The 14,591-nt window shown below is 66.0% G+C and carries 13 protein-coding genes; 7 read left to right on the top strand and 6 right to left on the bottom strand.

What is annotated here, in order from left to right; all coding sequences use genetic code 11:
* Positions 1 to 214: 214 nt before the first annotated feature.
* Positions 215 to 1,261, top strand: coding sequence for a universal stress protein (locus RIL96_RS12625; RefSeq protein ID WP_310549382.1), 1,047 nt, complete (start codon positions 215 to 217; stop codon positions 1,259 to 1,261).
* A gap of 24 nt (positions 1,262 to 1,285) precedes the next feature.
* Here RIL96_RS12625 and RIL96_RS12620 read toward each other — a convergent pair whose 3' ends face one another.
* Positions 1,286 to 1,960, bottom strand: a complete 675-nt coding sequence (locus RIL96_RS12620; RefSeq protein WP_310549381.1) for a LuxR C-terminal-related transcriptional regulator — start codon at positions 1,958 to 1,960, stop codon at positions 1,286 to 1,288.
* Between the two features lie 45 nt (positions 1,961 to 2,005).
* On the bottom strand, positions 2,006 to 2,992 hold the full coding sequence (locus tag RIL96_RS12615; protein ID WP_310549380.1) for a glycosyltransferase: 987 nt from the start codon (positions 2,990 to 2,992) through the stop codon (positions 2,006 to 2,008).
* Between the two features lie 229 nt (positions 2,993 to 3,221).
* Between RIL96_RS12615 and RIL96_RS12610 the strand changes: the two genes are divergently transcribed.
* The 3 genes from RIL96_RS12610 (at position 3,222) to RIL96_RS12600 (ending at position 6,814) form a co-directional block, all read left to right on the top strand.
* Positions 3,222 to 4,229 (top strand): acyltransferase family protein, encoded by a 1,008-nt coding sequence (locus RIL96_RS12610; protein WP_310549379.1) that lies wholly within the window; start codon positions 3,222 to 3,224, stop codon positions 4,227 to 4,229.
* A 43-nt stretch (positions 4,230 to 4,272) separates the two neighbouring features.
* Entirely contained in the window at positions 4,273 to 5,751 is a 1,479-nt protein-coding gene (gene glmU, locus RIL96_RS12605) for a bifunctional UDP-N-acetylglucosamine diphosphorylase/glucosamine-1-phosphate N-acetyltransferase GlmU (protein ID WP_310549378.1), read from the top strand.
* Positions 5,752 to 5,833: 82 nt separating this feature from the next.
* Positions 5,834 to 6,814, top strand: coding sequence for a ribose-phosphate diphosphokinase (locus tag RIL96_RS12600; protein ID WP_310549377.1), 981 nt, complete (start codon positions 5,834 to 5,836; stop codon positions 6,812 to 6,814).
* A 65-nt stretch (positions 6,815 to 6,879) separates the two neighbouring features.
* On the opposite strand, the gene RIL96_RS12595 is transcribed toward RIL96_RS12600, so the two are convergent.
* Together RIL96_RS12595 and RIL96_RS12590 are read right to left on the bottom strand one after the other, a co-directional pair.
* Complete coding sequence (locus tag RIL96_RS12595) at positions 6,880 to 8,076, bottom strand: endonuclease/exonuclease/phosphatase family protein (RefSeq protein WP_310549376.1); 1,197 nt, start codon at positions 8,074 to 8,076, stop codon at positions 6,880 to 6,882.
* Positions 8,077 to 8,181: 105 nt separating this feature from the next.
* Positions 8,182 to 9,084: a LysR family transcriptional regulator gene (locus RIL96_RS12590; protein ID WP_310549375.1), complete on the bottom strand. Its 903-nt coding sequence runs from the start codon at positions 9,082 to 9,084 to the stop codon at positions 8,182 to 8,184.
* Between the two features lie 72 nt (positions 9,085 to 9,156).
* Here RIL96_RS12590 and RIL96_RS12585 point away from each other — a divergent pair, with 72 nt between their 5' ends.
* A complete protein-coding gene (locus tag RIL96_RS12585) occupies positions 9,157 to 10,095 on the top strand; it encodes an EamA family transporter (protein WP_310549374.1) in 939 nt (312 codons plus the stop codon).
* Positions 10,096 to 10,112: 17 nt separating this feature from the next.
* On the opposite strand, the gene RIL96_RS12580 is transcribed toward RIL96_RS12585, so the two are convergent.
* Both RIL96_RS12580 and RIL96_RS12575 read right to left on the bottom strand, forming a co-directional pair.
* Entirely contained in the window at positions 10,113 to 10,790 is a 678-nt protein-coding gene (locus RIL96_RS12580; protein WP_310549373.1) for an NAD(P)-dependent oxidoreductase, read from the bottom strand.
* Between the two features lie 67 nt (positions 10,791 to 10,857).
* Positions 10,858 to 11,724: an EamA family transporter gene (locus tag RIL96_RS12575; RefSeq protein ID WP_310549372.1), complete on the bottom strand. Its 867-nt coding sequence runs from the start codon at positions 11,722 to 11,724 to the stop codon at positions 10,858 to 10,860.
* Positions 11,725 to 11,887: 163 nt separating this feature from the next.
* On the opposite strand from RIL96_RS12575, the gene RIL96_RS12570 reads away from it, so the two are divergent.
* Entirely contained in the window at positions 11,888 to 12,763 is an 876-nt protein-coding gene (locus tag RIL96_RS12570) for a LysR family transcriptional regulator (protein WP_310549370.1), read from the top strand.
* Between the two features lie 871 nt (positions 12,764 to 13,634).
* Positions 13,635 to 14,126 carry a hypothetical protein gene (locus RIL96_RS12565; RefSeq protein ID WP_310549369.1) on the top strand — a complete coding sequence of 164 codons (492 nt, stop codon included), beginning with the start codon at positions 13,635 to 13,637 and terminating at the stop codon, positions 14,124 to 14,126.
* Positions 14,127 to 14,591 lie beyond the last annotated feature (465 nt).

Here is a 14,591-nt window from a genome sequence, read left to right as displayed (position 1 = left end):
CGATGACGTGACACATGGTGTGCGGGATGTCGTGGGACATCGTGTGAACGATGTCCGGGGGACAGGTGTGAACGATGTCGTGCAACCAGACACTATGGGCGGAACTCTCTGCCGCGGGCATGCCCCCACCAGAACCTGAGCGGGCTGACCCCGACGGCCCGGCCTGGGTATCGTGGAAGGACGAACAACGGGGTTCGTCACTTCAGGGGGAATCATGTCTGACACGGCCACAGCCCACATCTCAGAGCACAGCTCTGCACACATCATGGTCGGGATCGACGGCTCGCAGCACAGCGAGCAGGCCTTTGACCTCGCCCTGGCCATCGCCGCTGCACGCTCCTGGAGGATGCGGCTGATCTGGGTCTATGAAGTGCCCTATGAGGGTTACCCCTACGGCGCCGGGCTTGCCTATGAGCGCTACCGCCGCGAGATCGTCGAAGAAGCCCAGGACTTTCTGGCCAAGCTGACCGTCCGCGCAGAGCAGGCTGGTGTTCCGGTGGCCTCCCGGGTGGTGGAGGACAGCATCAGCCGGCGTCTGGTCCACGAGAGTCGCAGCGCAGTGCTCTCCGTTGTGGGCAAACGAGGCCGAAACCGGTTCGCGGGCCGCTTCCTCGGCACTGTCTCAGGGGCGTTGGCCGCCCACGGGCACTGTCCCACACTGGTGGTCCCGCAGCACTGGGCGGCAGAAGAAGCCGCCGAGATCTTCGCCCCGGCCCAGGAGCGTCCCGCCTTGGAGGCGGAGGAGCCCGGACCCGCCGCGCTGGTTGCCCGCAGCGAGGGGACCGGCCAGCGGCGGCGGCGCATCGAGAACATCGCTGAGGAGATGAACTTCGATCAGGAGGTCGTCGTCGGCATCGACGCCGAGGACAGCGCCTCCGCGGACTCCGCACTGCTGGCCGCGCAGTACGCCGTCGTCCTGGGCCGGACACTGACGCTGGTCTGCGCCGAACCGTTGCGCACCCACCTGAACTGGTACCCGGAGGTCGGGGAAGAAGACCCGTGGCAGCATCGCACCGCCCCGAGGTACCTGACGGAGCTCGCCGGGCAGATCGCCGAGGAACACCCGGGGCTGCTGGTGCAGTGGCAGATCTTCGACGGCTCCGCCGGCGATGTGCTCGCAGAAGCCTCGCGCACCGCCGCGCTGGTCGTCGTCGGTACTCGTGGCCGTGGGGGATTCCGCGGTCTGCTGCTGGGCTCGGTCAGCCGCACACTGCTCAGCCGCAGCGTGGCCCCGGTGCTGGTGGTCCCGCGCGGCCGCTGAGCTGAGGTTGCCGGCCGCCTGATGCTACGTCATGGGGCTGCGGTGCGGGTGCATCCCGTGCCGCAGCCCCCACAGCACCGCCTGGCTGCGCCGGTCCACCCCCATCTTCCGGTAGGCGGATCGGATATACGTCTTCACTGAGTTGATGCTCAGGAAGCAGCCGCGCGCGATCTCCTCATTGGTGAACCCCTGAGTGATCAGCGCGACGACCTCCGACTCACGCGCAGAGAGCCCGTGGACACGGCCGGGCCAGTCCACCATCGCACGGTCTTCACCTGCCGAGATCACGGCCCGGTCTTCGCCGGGGGAACGCGGGTTCCTGATCTTCTCGCTGCGGTGGATCCGCACCAGGGTCTCAGCGAGCTCTTCCGGGGTGAGTTCCTTCGGCACACAGCTGTGCGCACCCCGGGAGATGACCTGCTCGATCTGCTCGGCGGAGAGGTTCCAGGTGAAGACGACCACCTTCCCCACCGCCGGATTCTCCGCCAGTGCGCTCACATCATCGAGCTGACGTGTCCCCGCGGCGAAGGCATCGTAGAGCACCAGGTCGGCGGGCTCACTCGGCCCATCGTCGGTATCGGTCTCGATGACGGCCAGCCGCCCATCACGCTCGACGGTGCGGGCAATGCCCTCCACCACGATGGGATGGTCGTTGACGACGGCGAGGGTGATCACAGAACGCCCGGAGGTCACGGTCATGCGGCTTAGGATACGCCGGATGAGTGAGCCGGCGCCTCAGGCGGTTCAGCTGCCGAGCACCTCACGGTAGAGCTGCTCATGGGCCGAGGCGATGCGCTGGCGCTGTGCCGTACGGTGCAGGCGCGTGGCCTGCCACCGGTGGCCGGCGTGCAGCTCATCGAGCACATGGTCCAAAGCAGTCTCGATATCCCCCGCCTGCGGGCTGCCGTCGGGCCACCGGTGATAGCTGAGCACGCCGGGGCGCTGCTGGTCGAAGAACCCCAGCCGCGGTGTCAGCACCCGGGTGCCCAGGTCATGGCAGGCCTCCACCCAGCGGCAATGCGTGCCGAAGCGGTAGGGCAGCACGCACAGATCCAGCTGCCGCCAGCGGTTCCAATCCTGCCCGACCTGCGACCCCGCCACGGCGGGCGCACCCGCAGAGGACGGCTGATCCGCTGCGGGCCGGGCCACCGTCTGGCGGTCGAAGCCGGTCACCAGTTCCATGCCGCGTGCCGCGGTGGCCTCGCGCAACACCTCCAGCACCGGCATCGGGTCCAGAGAAACCGGGTACAGAGAAGCGGGGGTGTCACCTAAGACCACGCCCACGGTGGGGCGCGAGCGTTGAGTGCGCGGCTGCTCCAGCTCATCCAACGGCAGCACATGAGGGTGAGGGATCACCGAGGCCCGGACGCCCCAGCGCTCATAGATCTGCGCAGCCGCCCCGGCAGTCAGAGTGATCACCCGCGCCGCGGCCGGCAGGGCGAGGTCCAGGGCCTCTTCGAGGGCGTCGGGCCCCTCCTGGTGCAGATTCCGCAGCTGATGGGCGGTCACCACCAGCGGAATGCCGCGTGCCCGCAGCGCAGTCACCTGATGTCGCAGCTGCGCGACGTCGAGCCTCTGGGTGCCCAGGTGCAGGTGGTAAAGATCGAAATCGTCACCGGACACCTCGGCCCGGCGGCGCCAGTGATGCGCGGCCGTGGTCTGGACGCCGTCCTCGCCGTCGACCAGACCCACGATGTGCTGGGCATAGAGACGATCATGAGCAGCTGTCATGATCCTCATAGGTGCACATCCTCTCCTGGTCCGGTACGGGTACGCCCTGGTCAGCGGCACAGACTGGTCCGCCGCTGAGCAACCCATCCAGTACAGCCGCGGTGCGGCCACCGCCGATACACCCCAAAGGGTGACCACCGCAGGGCAGCACGCGGCCGACGCCGATTTCCCAGAGAGCATTCAGGCAGCATTCAGCACGGCATGATCGAAGCCCGCTAAGGTGCCCGGCGTGCAATCACGGGATCATCGACTGGACCGGGCCAAGGGCGTACTGATCTTCCTCGTCGTCCTGGGTCACGTCATGGCCGCGGTCTCTCCGTGGGAGTCCGACACACTGCGCGTGCTGCAGACCGTCATCTATTCCTTCCACATGCCCGCGTTCGTCTTCCTCGCCGGTGTGACGGCGAAGTCCCAGCGCCTGGCCGATCGCATCGGCGTGCTGCTGGTGCTGCTGCTCACCGCTCTGCCGCTCTACTACTGGTGGATGGACTTCCTCGGGCTCGAACCGGACTTCGACTTCCTTGTGCCCTACTGGGTCACCTGGTTCCTGCTGGCCATGGTCTGGTGGATGCTCAGTGTTCCGCTGATCGAACGGGCACCGCGGGTGATGGTGGGCGTCTCCATCGCCGCCGCCCTGCTCGGCGGACTCATCCCCGTCTACGACTACGAACTGGCCATCGCCCGCACCCTGTCCTTCTGGCCGTTCTTCGTCATCGGGAAGGTCTACGGCACCAGGATCCTGGCGTGGGCGGGCGCCCGCCCGACCACGCAGCGCCTGGGTCTCAGCGCCGCCGCGGCCGTGCCCATCGCCGTGTTCTACGCCTTCGACGTCGACAAGCTCTGGTTCTACGGGGTGCGCGGATTCGACTGGCTCGATGTCAGCGTCGCCGAAGGTCTCGGTATGCGCACGGTGATCGGGCTCAGTGCCGCACTGAGCACACTCGCGCTGCTGAGCTGGATCTCCGGGCGTGAAGGATACCTGGCCACCATCGGCCGCCGGTCCTTAGCGATCTACCTGCTCCACGGGTTCGCGATCCGCCTGCTCAACCTGGTGCTGCACGACAGCCTGGACACCTTCCCCGCAGCGGTGATGCTCGTCATCTGCGTGGGCCTGGCCGCAGCGATCACCGCCGTGTTCTCGCTGCGGGTGTTCGACCGCGGCATCCGTGCCTACAGCGAGACGATCACGACGCTCATCCTGCGCCCCTTCGCCCGGTTCAGGTCAGCACCCCGTTAGGATTGGGGCGACCGACATCCCCTCCTCCAGGAGCAACGAGCCCGTGACCCACCACGAGAGCCCCGCAGAGCCCGCACAGCCTTCCGGCCCCGCCGCCGTGATCGTACTCGCAGCCGGAGCGGGCACCCGGATGAAGTCCCGCACTCCGAAGATCTTGCATCCCATCGGCGGGCTGTCATTGATCGGGCATGCGCTCGCCGCCGCCAAAGGGCTGGCGCCGGAGCATCTGGTGGCCGTGGTGCGTCATCAGCGGGAGAAGGTCGCCGCGCATATCACCGGTCTCGATGAGGAGGTCATCCTCGCCGATCAGGACGAGATCCCCGGCACCGGACGGGCCGTGGAATGCGGGCTGGAGGCCCTGGCCGCCGACGGCGCAGCACCGGAGTCCGGGACAGTGGTGGTCACCTACGGTGATGTGCCGCTGCTGAGCACTGAACTGCTGGCCGAGCTGGTGCGCACCCACGAGCAGGAGGCCAACGCCGTCACCGTGCTGACCACAGTGCTCGACGACGCAGCCGCCTACGGCCGGGTGCTCCGCGCCGAGGACGGCTCAGTGACCGGGATCGTCGAGTTCAAGGACGCCACCGCTGAGCAGCGGGCGATCCGAGAGATCAACTCCGGGATCTACGCCTTCGACGCCGCCGTGCTGAACCGGGCGCTGGCCCAGGTCACCACGGATAACGCCCAGGGGGAGAAGTACCTGACCGATGTGCTGTCCCTGGCACGGGCTGAGGGCGGCCGGGTGGCCGCCGTCGTCACCGAGGACGGATGGCAGGTCGAGGGCGCGAATGATCGGGTCCAGATGCAGGCTCTCGGTGCGGAGCTCAACCGGCGCATCGTCGAGGCCCATATGCGTGGCGGGACCACAGTGGTGGACCCCGCGAGCACGTGGATCGACGCCTCGGTCACATTGGAGGAGGACACCACGGTGCTGCCCGGCACTCAGCTGCACGGGGCCACCCACATCAGCCGGGACGCCGTCATCGGACCGGACACCACGCTCACCGACGTCGTCGTGGGGGAGGGGGCTACCGTGGCACGTACCCACGGCTCCGGTGCGCAGATCGGCGACGGTGCGAACGTCGGGCCGTTCACCTACCTGCGTCCGGGGACTCAGCTGGGCCCGGAGGGCAAGATCGGTGCCTTCTACGAGACGAAGAACGTCACCATCGGCCGCGGGACGAAGCTCTCCCACCTGGGGTACGCCGGTGATGCGGAGATCGGCGAGTACAGCAACATCGGATGCGGAAACATCACCGCCAACTATGACGGTGAACGTAAGCACCGCACCGTCATCGGAAGTCATGTGCGCACGGCGTCGAACACCGTGTTCATCGCTCCGGTGGAGGTCGGCGATGGCGCCTACACCGGCGCGGGCGCGGTGATCCGTAAGGATGTGCCCGCCGGGGCGCTGGGGCTGTCCGTGGCTCCGCAGCGCAACGCGGAGGGCTGGGTGGAGCAGAAGCGCCCGGACTCCGCGGCCGCCGAGGCGGCGCGGCGTGCCGGTGGCTCAGGCGAGTAGACTCCGATGAGGTCGGACCGACGTCGGCGTACCGCAGCGGTGCGCAGGTCCGTGCAGGACACCGCAGAGAGGCAGGACCAGGATGGATGAGATCAGGCTCAAGGGCGAGAAGACCCTGGTGGTGGCCTCAGGGCGTGCGCACCCTGAGCTGGCCGAGGAGATCGCTCAGGAGCTCGGCACGGAGCTGCTGCCGATCAACGCGTATGACTTCGCCAACGGGGAGATGTACTTCCGCTCCGGTGAGTCTGTGCGCGGCAAGGACGTCTTCCTGCTGCAGTCTCATCCCTACCCGCTGAACAACTGGCTGATGGAGCAGCTGATCATGGTGGACTCCATGAAGCGCGCCTCGGCCAAGCGGATCACCGTGGTCTCCCCGTTCTACCCCTACGCCCGCCAGGACAAGAAGGGCCGCGGCCGGGAGCCGATCTCGGCGCGTCTGGTGGCTGACCTGTATCAGACTGCGGGGGCGGACCGGATCATGAGCGTGGATCTGCACACCGCCCAGATCCAGGGCTTCTTCGACGGGCCGGTGGACCATCTCTTTGCGATCCCGCTGCTGGCCGACCACATCCGCGGCCAGGTCGCCGATGACGAGATCACCGTGGTCTCCCCGGACACCGGGCGTGTGCGGGTGGCGGAGCAGTGGGCTGAGCGGCTCGGCGGTGCCCCGCTGGCCTTCGTGCACAAGTCCCGGGATCTGACCATGCCGAATAAGGCGGTGGCCAAGCAGGTCGTCGGGGAGATCGAGGGACGCACCTGTGTGCTCATCGACGACATGATCGACACCGGGGGTACCATCACCGGGGCGGTGCAGGTGCTCAAGGATGCCGGTGCCAAGGACGTCATCATCGCCGCCACCCACCCGGTGTTCTCCGGTCCGGCGGCGGAGCGGCTGTCCGGCTGCGGCGCCCGTGAGGTGGTGGTGACCAACACGCTGCCGATCCCGGAGGAGAAGCGCTTCGACACACTCACCGTGCTCTCCATCGCTCCGATCCTGGCGAAGGCGATCAAGGAGGTCTTCGCCGACGGGTCGGTGACCTCCCTGTTCGACGGCAACGCCTGAGCGGCGGGAGCAGCTTGGCCCCGGGGCTCAGGGCCCCGGGGTGACCGGTTCAGAGGCCGGGGTGTTCAGTGCGCCCCGGCCTCTTCGTCGTCCTGGGCGCCCTCAGTGCCCTCGCTGTCTGGCGCCTGTTCGGTGCTGATCATGAACTCCGCCTGGACGGCTTTGTGGTCGCTGGGCCAGGTGCCTGACGGGGTGAAGATCTCGTCCTCGCCCTGCTCAGCGGCCGCCTGACCTTCGACGACGCTGTCCTGCGGCCCCACCACGCGGACCTCCTCGAGGTCCCAGCGCTCGTCGGGGGAGTAGAAGACGTAGTCGATGCGGTCGCGCTCATCAGCCTCGTGGGTCCAGGAGATCTCTGCCGGATCATGGACCGGGTTCGCCGCTGGCCAGGTGAAACCGGGGTGAGTGGCCGGATCGGGGTGCGCCTCGCGGTAGGCGTCGCTGAGTCCGCTCTCGAGCAGGGTCTGGGTGGTCTGCCACGGGACAACGGCGCCGTGGCGGTCGAACAGCTCCGCGGTCTCCTCGGTCCAGTCCTGAGCGGAGGCCTCGTTGAAGTCCCCGCCGATGACGGCCAGTCGGCCGTTCTCGCCTTCCTCGGCGACGTCGGCGGCCAGGGCGGCGGCGTCGCCGAGGCGTCCGGAGGCCGCGTTGAGCTCCAGCAGGGAATCGGTATCGGTGATCGGTTCCTCCAGCAGATCCCAGGAACGCCAGTCCCGCGGCCACTGCAACCCGACCGCGCCGGCGCCGTAACCGCGGGGCAGATAGTTGGCGTAGAACCGGTACTCCAGATGTCCGCTGTAGGCGGCGACCTCCACGCCCTCGACGTCGAGGACTGCTTTGGTCCAGGTGTTCTCGACGATGTCGGTCTCGAGGATCGGGTACTTGGTGATCACGGCGGCGCTGCGGGCCAGCCCGTGGTGTTCCCAGCCCAGTTCCCGGGCGATGCGCAACGTGCTGAGGTTGCTCTCCTGGAGGAAGACGACGTCGGCGCCGGTCTCTTCGATCGCCGCAGCAGCGGCTGCGGGTCCGTCAGAGACCTTGGTTCCGCTGAACCACATGTTCAGGGTCAGCACGCTGAGCCGGTGCGTGCCCTCGTCGGTGGCCTGGTCTTCCGGTGCGGCGTCGACTGCGCCGTTGGGCTCCGCGGTGTCGACGGGCTCGGCTCCGCCGGTGGAGGAGGCGGTGGGGGCGTGGAATGTGGCGGCCATGAGGGCCAGAGCGGTGGGGAGAACGAGGGTGCGGGCTCGGTGGGTGGGTGACATGATCGCTTCCTTCGGCAGAGTCTCTTCCGGTGTGCACGTAGTCGGCATGTAGGCACTATCAGTCAAACATCACTAGTGAACTTTTGGAAGCGGTCACTAAGTTCACTAGTGGAATTCTGGGTGAACTTCTCCTGTCTCCTCGAGTCCGCGGAGCATGATCTGCACGGCATGCCGGACGGCCCGGTCCGGGCGCATGACGGCGCTGAGGTGCCGCTGTGTGGGCACCTGAGGCAACGGGCGAAGGGTGATGCCGGCGTGAGCGGTGGTGGTGAACCGGGGCAGGATGGCGAGGTGGTCGCTGGAGGCGACCAGTGTTTCGATGAGGCGATTATCGCGGACTCGCTGGGTGATGCGCAGCGGTTGTCCCAATTGGGCGGACAGTGCTGTGAGCACGGCGTCGAAGGGGTAGCCCTGCGGCACGGAGATCCACCGGGCGGTGGCGAGATCGTCGGAGTTGAGGATCGAGTGCGCGGCGAGTGGGTGTCCGGCGGACATCGCGATGTCCAACGGTTCGGTCATCAGCTCACGCACGGTGAGGTGTTCGGTGCCGACCGGCCTGGGGCTGCTGAGGCTGTGTGCTAAGACGATGTCGAAGTCGGCGGTGAGTCCGGCGAACTCTGCTTCGCTCGGGTCCAGGTCGGTCAGGCGAAGTTCGATCCCGGCGTTCTCCGCTGTCTCGAGTAGGGACGGAAAGAGCAGTGTGGCGGCGCTGGGAAAGGCTGCGATGCTGACCGGGCCGCCGGGTTCGTGGCGGTAGGCGTCCCAGCGTGCCTGTACTGCTGCCAGTGCGGCCTGGACTTCTGCCCCGCCGGCGGCGAGCAGCTGCCCGGCTTCGGTGAGGCGTATCCCGCGGCCCTGGGGTTCCACCAGGCGCATCCCGGCCTCACGCTGTGCGGTGCGCAGCTGTTGTGAGACAGCCGAGGCGGTGCGGTGGGTGGCTTCAGCCACGGCGGTGACGCTGCCGCGGTCGGCGAGTTCACGCAACAGGTGCAGATGGCGTGCATCCATGAAGTCAGCCTACGGGATTTATTCATATCTTTTCAGTTGACCTCATATATAGGGGTGGCGACGATAGGTGTCATGCCCCTGCGTCATAGCACTCTCGCTGTCATGGTGGCTGCGCTGTGGGGAATCAACTTCGTGGCTATTGACCTTTCGCTGAGCATCTATCCGCCGCTGTTCCTCGCGGCACTGCGGTTCGCCTTGGTTGCTGTGCCAACACTGCTGTTTGTGCGGCCTCCGCAGGTGCCGTGGCGGTGGCTGATCGGCTACGGCCTCGGGTTTGGTGTGCTGCAGTTCGCGTTTCTGTATTGGGGTATGGCCATCGGCATGCCGGCGGGGCTGGCCTCTCTGGTGCTGCAGGCCTCTGCGCCGTTCACTGTGCTGCTCGGCGTGGTCTTCCTCCGTGAGCGGCTGACTGCACGGCGGGTGCTCGGCATTGCTCTGGCGATGGCCGGGCTGGCCCTGGTGGGCTGGCAGCGAGCAGAGCACGCGGCTGTGTTGCCGTTCCTGCTGACTCTGGCGGCGGGTTTCGGATGGGCGCTCGGCAATATCTCCAGCAGGCTGACACATACGCATGAGCCTTTCCGGCTGATGCTGTGGATGACGGTTATCCCACCGGTGCCGCTGATGCTGCTGAGCCTGGGTGCCGAAGGGGCAGACCGCATCGGTGCTGCCCTCGCTGCGGCCCTTACCGCCGAGGGGATCGGGGCGACGCTGGGGCTGCTGTTCACTGCGGTGATCGCCGTCGTTGCGGGTTCGGGAATCTGGACGTGGCTGCTCTCGAAGCATCCGGCTGGGCTGGTGGCACCCTTCTCCCTGCTCGTCCCGGTCTTCGGGATGACCTCGGCGTGGCTCGCCCTCGGGGAGACGGTGCGCCCCGGTGAGCTGGTTGGGGCTGGGCTCGTCGTCGTGGGTGTGCTGATCGGTTCGTTGAGTGTCCGATGGTGGCGCAGCGGCGCCTGGAGGAGGTTGGGCCGAAGGAATCGATGCGATGAGACGTCCATCGCGGCCAGCTGAGGGCGGTGATTCTCGGGTCACTCACCGACGATGTGCGGGGAGGCGCCCAGGCCGGGGTCCAAGGACTCGGCGACAGTGATGTGCTGATTCACTCCGGGATGCTCGATTTCGTCGAGGGCAGCGACGGCGAGGTCTTCTGCGCTGATCCGGGAGGTTCCGTCCTGTGCAGTCAGCAGCGTGGTAGTGCCGCGCCGATAGGTGCCGGTGCGTTCGCCTGGCTGAAGGATCGCCGGTGGGCTGAGGTAAGTCCACCGTGCGCCAGTGTGGGCTCGGCAGGCGTCGAGCTGCGCGGCGCTCGCGGATGCGAGAGGGCGCCAGTCGTTGGGGACATAGGTCTTGTCATCGGCCACACGCCGTGAGGGGTCAGTGGGTGACCGAAGCGGTCCGGCTCCGCCGATCACTAGTACCGGAACATCTGCCCGGGCTGCTGCGTCGAGTACACGGGCAGTGTCGGGGGCCAGACGATCCTCCTGGCCAGGGCTGGTTCGAACGCTCAGAATTAGGGCATCTGTCTCGGCGACTGCTGCATCGAGTCCTTCTCCGCTCGAGGTATCGACGAGGAGGGATCTCGCTCCGGGGCATTCGTATCGGGTGGGGTGCCGGGATGCTGCGGTGACGTGGTGACCACGGTGCAGTGCTTCCGCCACCAGGCGGGTGCCGACCATGCCGGTAGCTCCGATGACTGTCAGGTGCATGACGTTCCTCTCTGTGGGATGGAAGATCCAGGTCATAGGTCAGGTCAGTGGGTCAGGGGCAGAGCGCTCAAGGTGGCGACTCCGTCGAATGTCGAGGAGGGGTGATCTGCCCGGCAGGCATCGCAGTCAGAGCGAGACCGAAGCCGCCGAGCTGGGGCACAGTCAGTGTCTCGCCGAGAACTATTGCCCCGAGTCCCGCAGCGACCAATGGGGACAGCAGGCCCAGCAGTGCGGTCGCGGTGACCGGCAGCTTGCGCAGACCGTGAAACCAGAGAGTGTAGGCAATCAGACCGCCGACGACGCCCAGCCACAGATAGCCCAGCAGCCCACTGACGTTGACATGTTCGGGTGGACCTTCGACGAGCAGAGTGGGCAGTAAGAGAACGAGGCCGCCGGCGGTGAGCTGCCATCCGGCCATCGTGAGTGCGCCGACGCCTTCTGGGCGGCCCCATCGTTTGGTCAACGTGACGCCTAGGCCCATCGCTGCTGCGCCGGTGAGTCCGGCGACGACGCCAATGGGGTCCAAAGCTGCCTCAGGGCCGAGGACCACCAGGGCGACACCGAACACGCCGACTACACCCCAGCTCAGCCGCCAGATCGAGAGCCGCTCGGCCAGCACGCCCATGGCGAGGAAGGCCACGATGATCGGTTGCGTGGCCCCCAGAGTGGCGGCGACCCCGCCGGGGAGCCGCTCGGCTGCGATGAACAGCAGTGGGAAGAACGCCCCGATATTCAAGGTGCCCAGCGCCGCGGCTTTGCCCCACCAGTTCCCGCGTGGCAGCCGCCGGGTGATCAGCAGCGCCAGCAGCCCCGCCGGTAGGGCACGCATCAGCGCGGCGAAGAGCGGATGGCCTGGCGGGAGCAGTTCAGTGGTGACGATGTACGTGGTGCCCCAGACTGCCGGGGCGGAGGCCGTCAGCACAGTCAGTGCCACGCGGCCGCGGAGGGAACCTGATGTGCTCGTCCCAGAGTCGGGACTGCGGTGGGAACGTGGGCTGGGAGCAGGTCTCGTGGTCACTCAGCCAGCATCCGACGCACAGTATCTATCCGTCCAACACATAGTTTCCATTACAGCGATCGCCTGAGACGATAGATCGATGGAATGGCAGCAGATGCGCTATGTACTCGCCGTGGCTGAGACCAAGAGTTTCACCCGTGCCGCGCAGCAGTGCTTCGTCGTGCAATCCTCGCTGAGCCAGCAGATCAAGAGCCTGGAGCAGGAACTCGGCGTCAAACTCTTCGCTCGGACCAGCCGCCGGGTCGAACTCACCGAAGCCGGTGCCGCCTTTCTGCCGGCAGCACGAGCTGCGTTGAAGGCCGCAGACCGTGCCGCCCAGGATGCCGCTGCGGCTGGAGGTCAGGTGTGTGGGCATCTGAAGATCGGGGCCATCCCCACATTGGCCGCGGTTGAGCTCCCCGAGATCCTGGGGATGTACTGTCGTGAGTATCCCGAGGTGACGGTATCCCTGTATACGGCCAGCAGTGACGAACTCACTCGTGCCGTCGCCGACGGTGACGCTGATGTGGCCTTCCTCGGGCTGCCCGCAGGTGCCCCGCCACCAGGAACTGAGCACCGGCTGCTGAGCAGAGAGCATCTCCTCGCCGTCCTGCCTGCGGATCACCGACTGGCGGACCAAGCCCGGCTGTCTTTGCAAGAACTGGCCGGTGAGACGTTCGCCGACTTCCCCTCCGGTACGTCAGGCCGAGCACAGAGTGACACTGCTTTTGCCGCCGCTGGGCTTCACCGGAGGGTGGCGTTCGAGGCCATGGACACTGCCCTGATCCTCGATCTTGTCCGCGAAGGACTGGCTATCGCTCTGCTGCCACCGGGAACTGTCATCGAAGCCACGGACCTGACCGCCCGGTTGGTCAGCGACGGCCCGGAACGTTGCGAATACCTGACCTGGCACACCTTTAACCCCACGCCCGCGTCGGCTGCTTTCCTGGAACTCGTCCTCGGCGGTCCGGGCTAGAGTGCCATGGGGTCGTCAACCCACTGGTGTCGCGTGGATGTGGAAGCAGCACCTGGAATGATGGGCGCGATACCGATCCTCATGCCTGTCCTTCATCGCGCTTCTCAGGGCTAATCAACTCTGAGCTGATTTTCTGGTTGAAGAAGGGGATTCGCCACTCTGGCTGATGCCGAGATCGGTAGCTGCTCCGCTAATCTGCAGACAGCGTAGGCAGCGGCTGCTTCGGATTCGACGTCGCCGCTCCACGTCACGCCGTAGCCACTAGCACGGAAGGCGATCATGACGAGGGCGCGCGTTGACCGGCTTGGCCAGGACGTTCGCGTCGAGAAAGACTGCGAACGTCGATGTCTTGCTGGCCATCGAACAGCTCGGCCTCGATGTCATCCATCGATGCCGCAGTGGCTTTCCTCATCGATTCGTTCCAAAGCCTGCGGTACTCGGGGTAGGGCGTGTGGTGACGGTTCCCGAACTCGATCAGTGCCTTTTCCGCACTGACTCGCCGTGGGGTCCTGATCACGACCTCGCTCGGAGGGCGAATTTCCTCATGGCTTGCTCATGATGTGGTGCGTGTGGACAGGAGGGCACCGGCGAGTGCGGTGATCCTGCGTGCATCTGGTCGAAGGTCGATAAGGCCGATCAGTCAGTCGGCGTGCGCTCCTCAATTGGTCTCTACCGCCCAGGAGGGATTGATTTCGGTTCACAGTTTTAGGGCGAGGAATCGGGTGGCAGCGGGAGTGCCGCACTGCCATCCCCGTTGGGGGCTGATTCGTCATCCCGACGCTGCGGCTTGGAGCTCACATGAGACGAAGCTGTCTCCGGGATCTCCGGGATAAACAGCAGATGATAACCTAAGTTATAGGAGGTGGTCAGAGTGACTGCAGTACCGGGCCCAGGAACGGACTTCAGAGCAGTGGTTCAGCGCGCCGCGAAGCTTCGTCGCCGACGTGACCTCCACGACCTGGACTACCGGCGCGCACTGCGTAAAGTTCGTGCAGTTGTCCAGCGCGAGGGATATGCGCAACGATCAGTCGCCGATAACCTAGGAATTTCACAACCAGCCCTCTCGAAAGCGCTGCGATCCGCGGAACAGGTCCAAGAGCCGCGAGAAGGCTTCTCCGGGGCAAGCCCTTACGAAATCTGTGAGCGCTACCATGTCGAATTCATCGACCGCGAACAACTTATCGATGAGCTGTTGCGTTGGCCCTACGCTAAGCGGGGAAAGACGGACGGTTTTGATGGGCTTGCCATTGATCCCCCAGGTGCGTGGGGAGACGTGACTAAAGCACTGGATGACGGGTTGATCGACGGTGAGACCTACGACCAGATACTCGATACCTTCGACGCCAGGTTCTACGAGGGATGACCGGCTGGTGGTGGACCAGTACGACGAGCGGGACTGATCCACGTTGAGGTGACAACTGGGGTGTCGGACCGCGAGGGCAACCGGCAACCTACTGCTGCAGGATGATCCCGGCGATGATGCCGACCAGCGCCCGTGTCGATCAGGGGCACTCACGAGGTAACGGGCAGATTCTTGAAGGGTGACCTGTCCGTTCTGGGTCGGAAACTTTCGGAAGGCGGTTCAGCCCTCGGTGGTGGGGTAGAGCGTCTCGCTGTTTGGCATCACCGGCAAATGGTATTTGGTGAGAGCAGTCGGAACGGCGTGCAGAATGTTATTAGCTGAGTGCTGTCTGCTGGTACAGGGCCAACTTAAGTTCACCATCTACCAGGGTGTAGTGGCTTGACATAAGAGCGGTGAACGGTTGTATCTGAGGGACTGCCGCACATTTAGGTGACAGTTGGGGGTGTCAGGCCGCGAGGCTCACGG

Origin of the sequence: Nesterenkonia aerolata, from assembly GCF_031470965.1 — a bacterium.
GTDB lineage: Bacteria > Actinomycetota > Actinomycetes > Actinomycetales > Micrococcaceae > Nesterenkonia > Nesterenkonia aerolata.
Note: the sequence above shows the minus strand (reverse complement) of the source record. Positions and strands in the feature narration are given on the sequence as shown.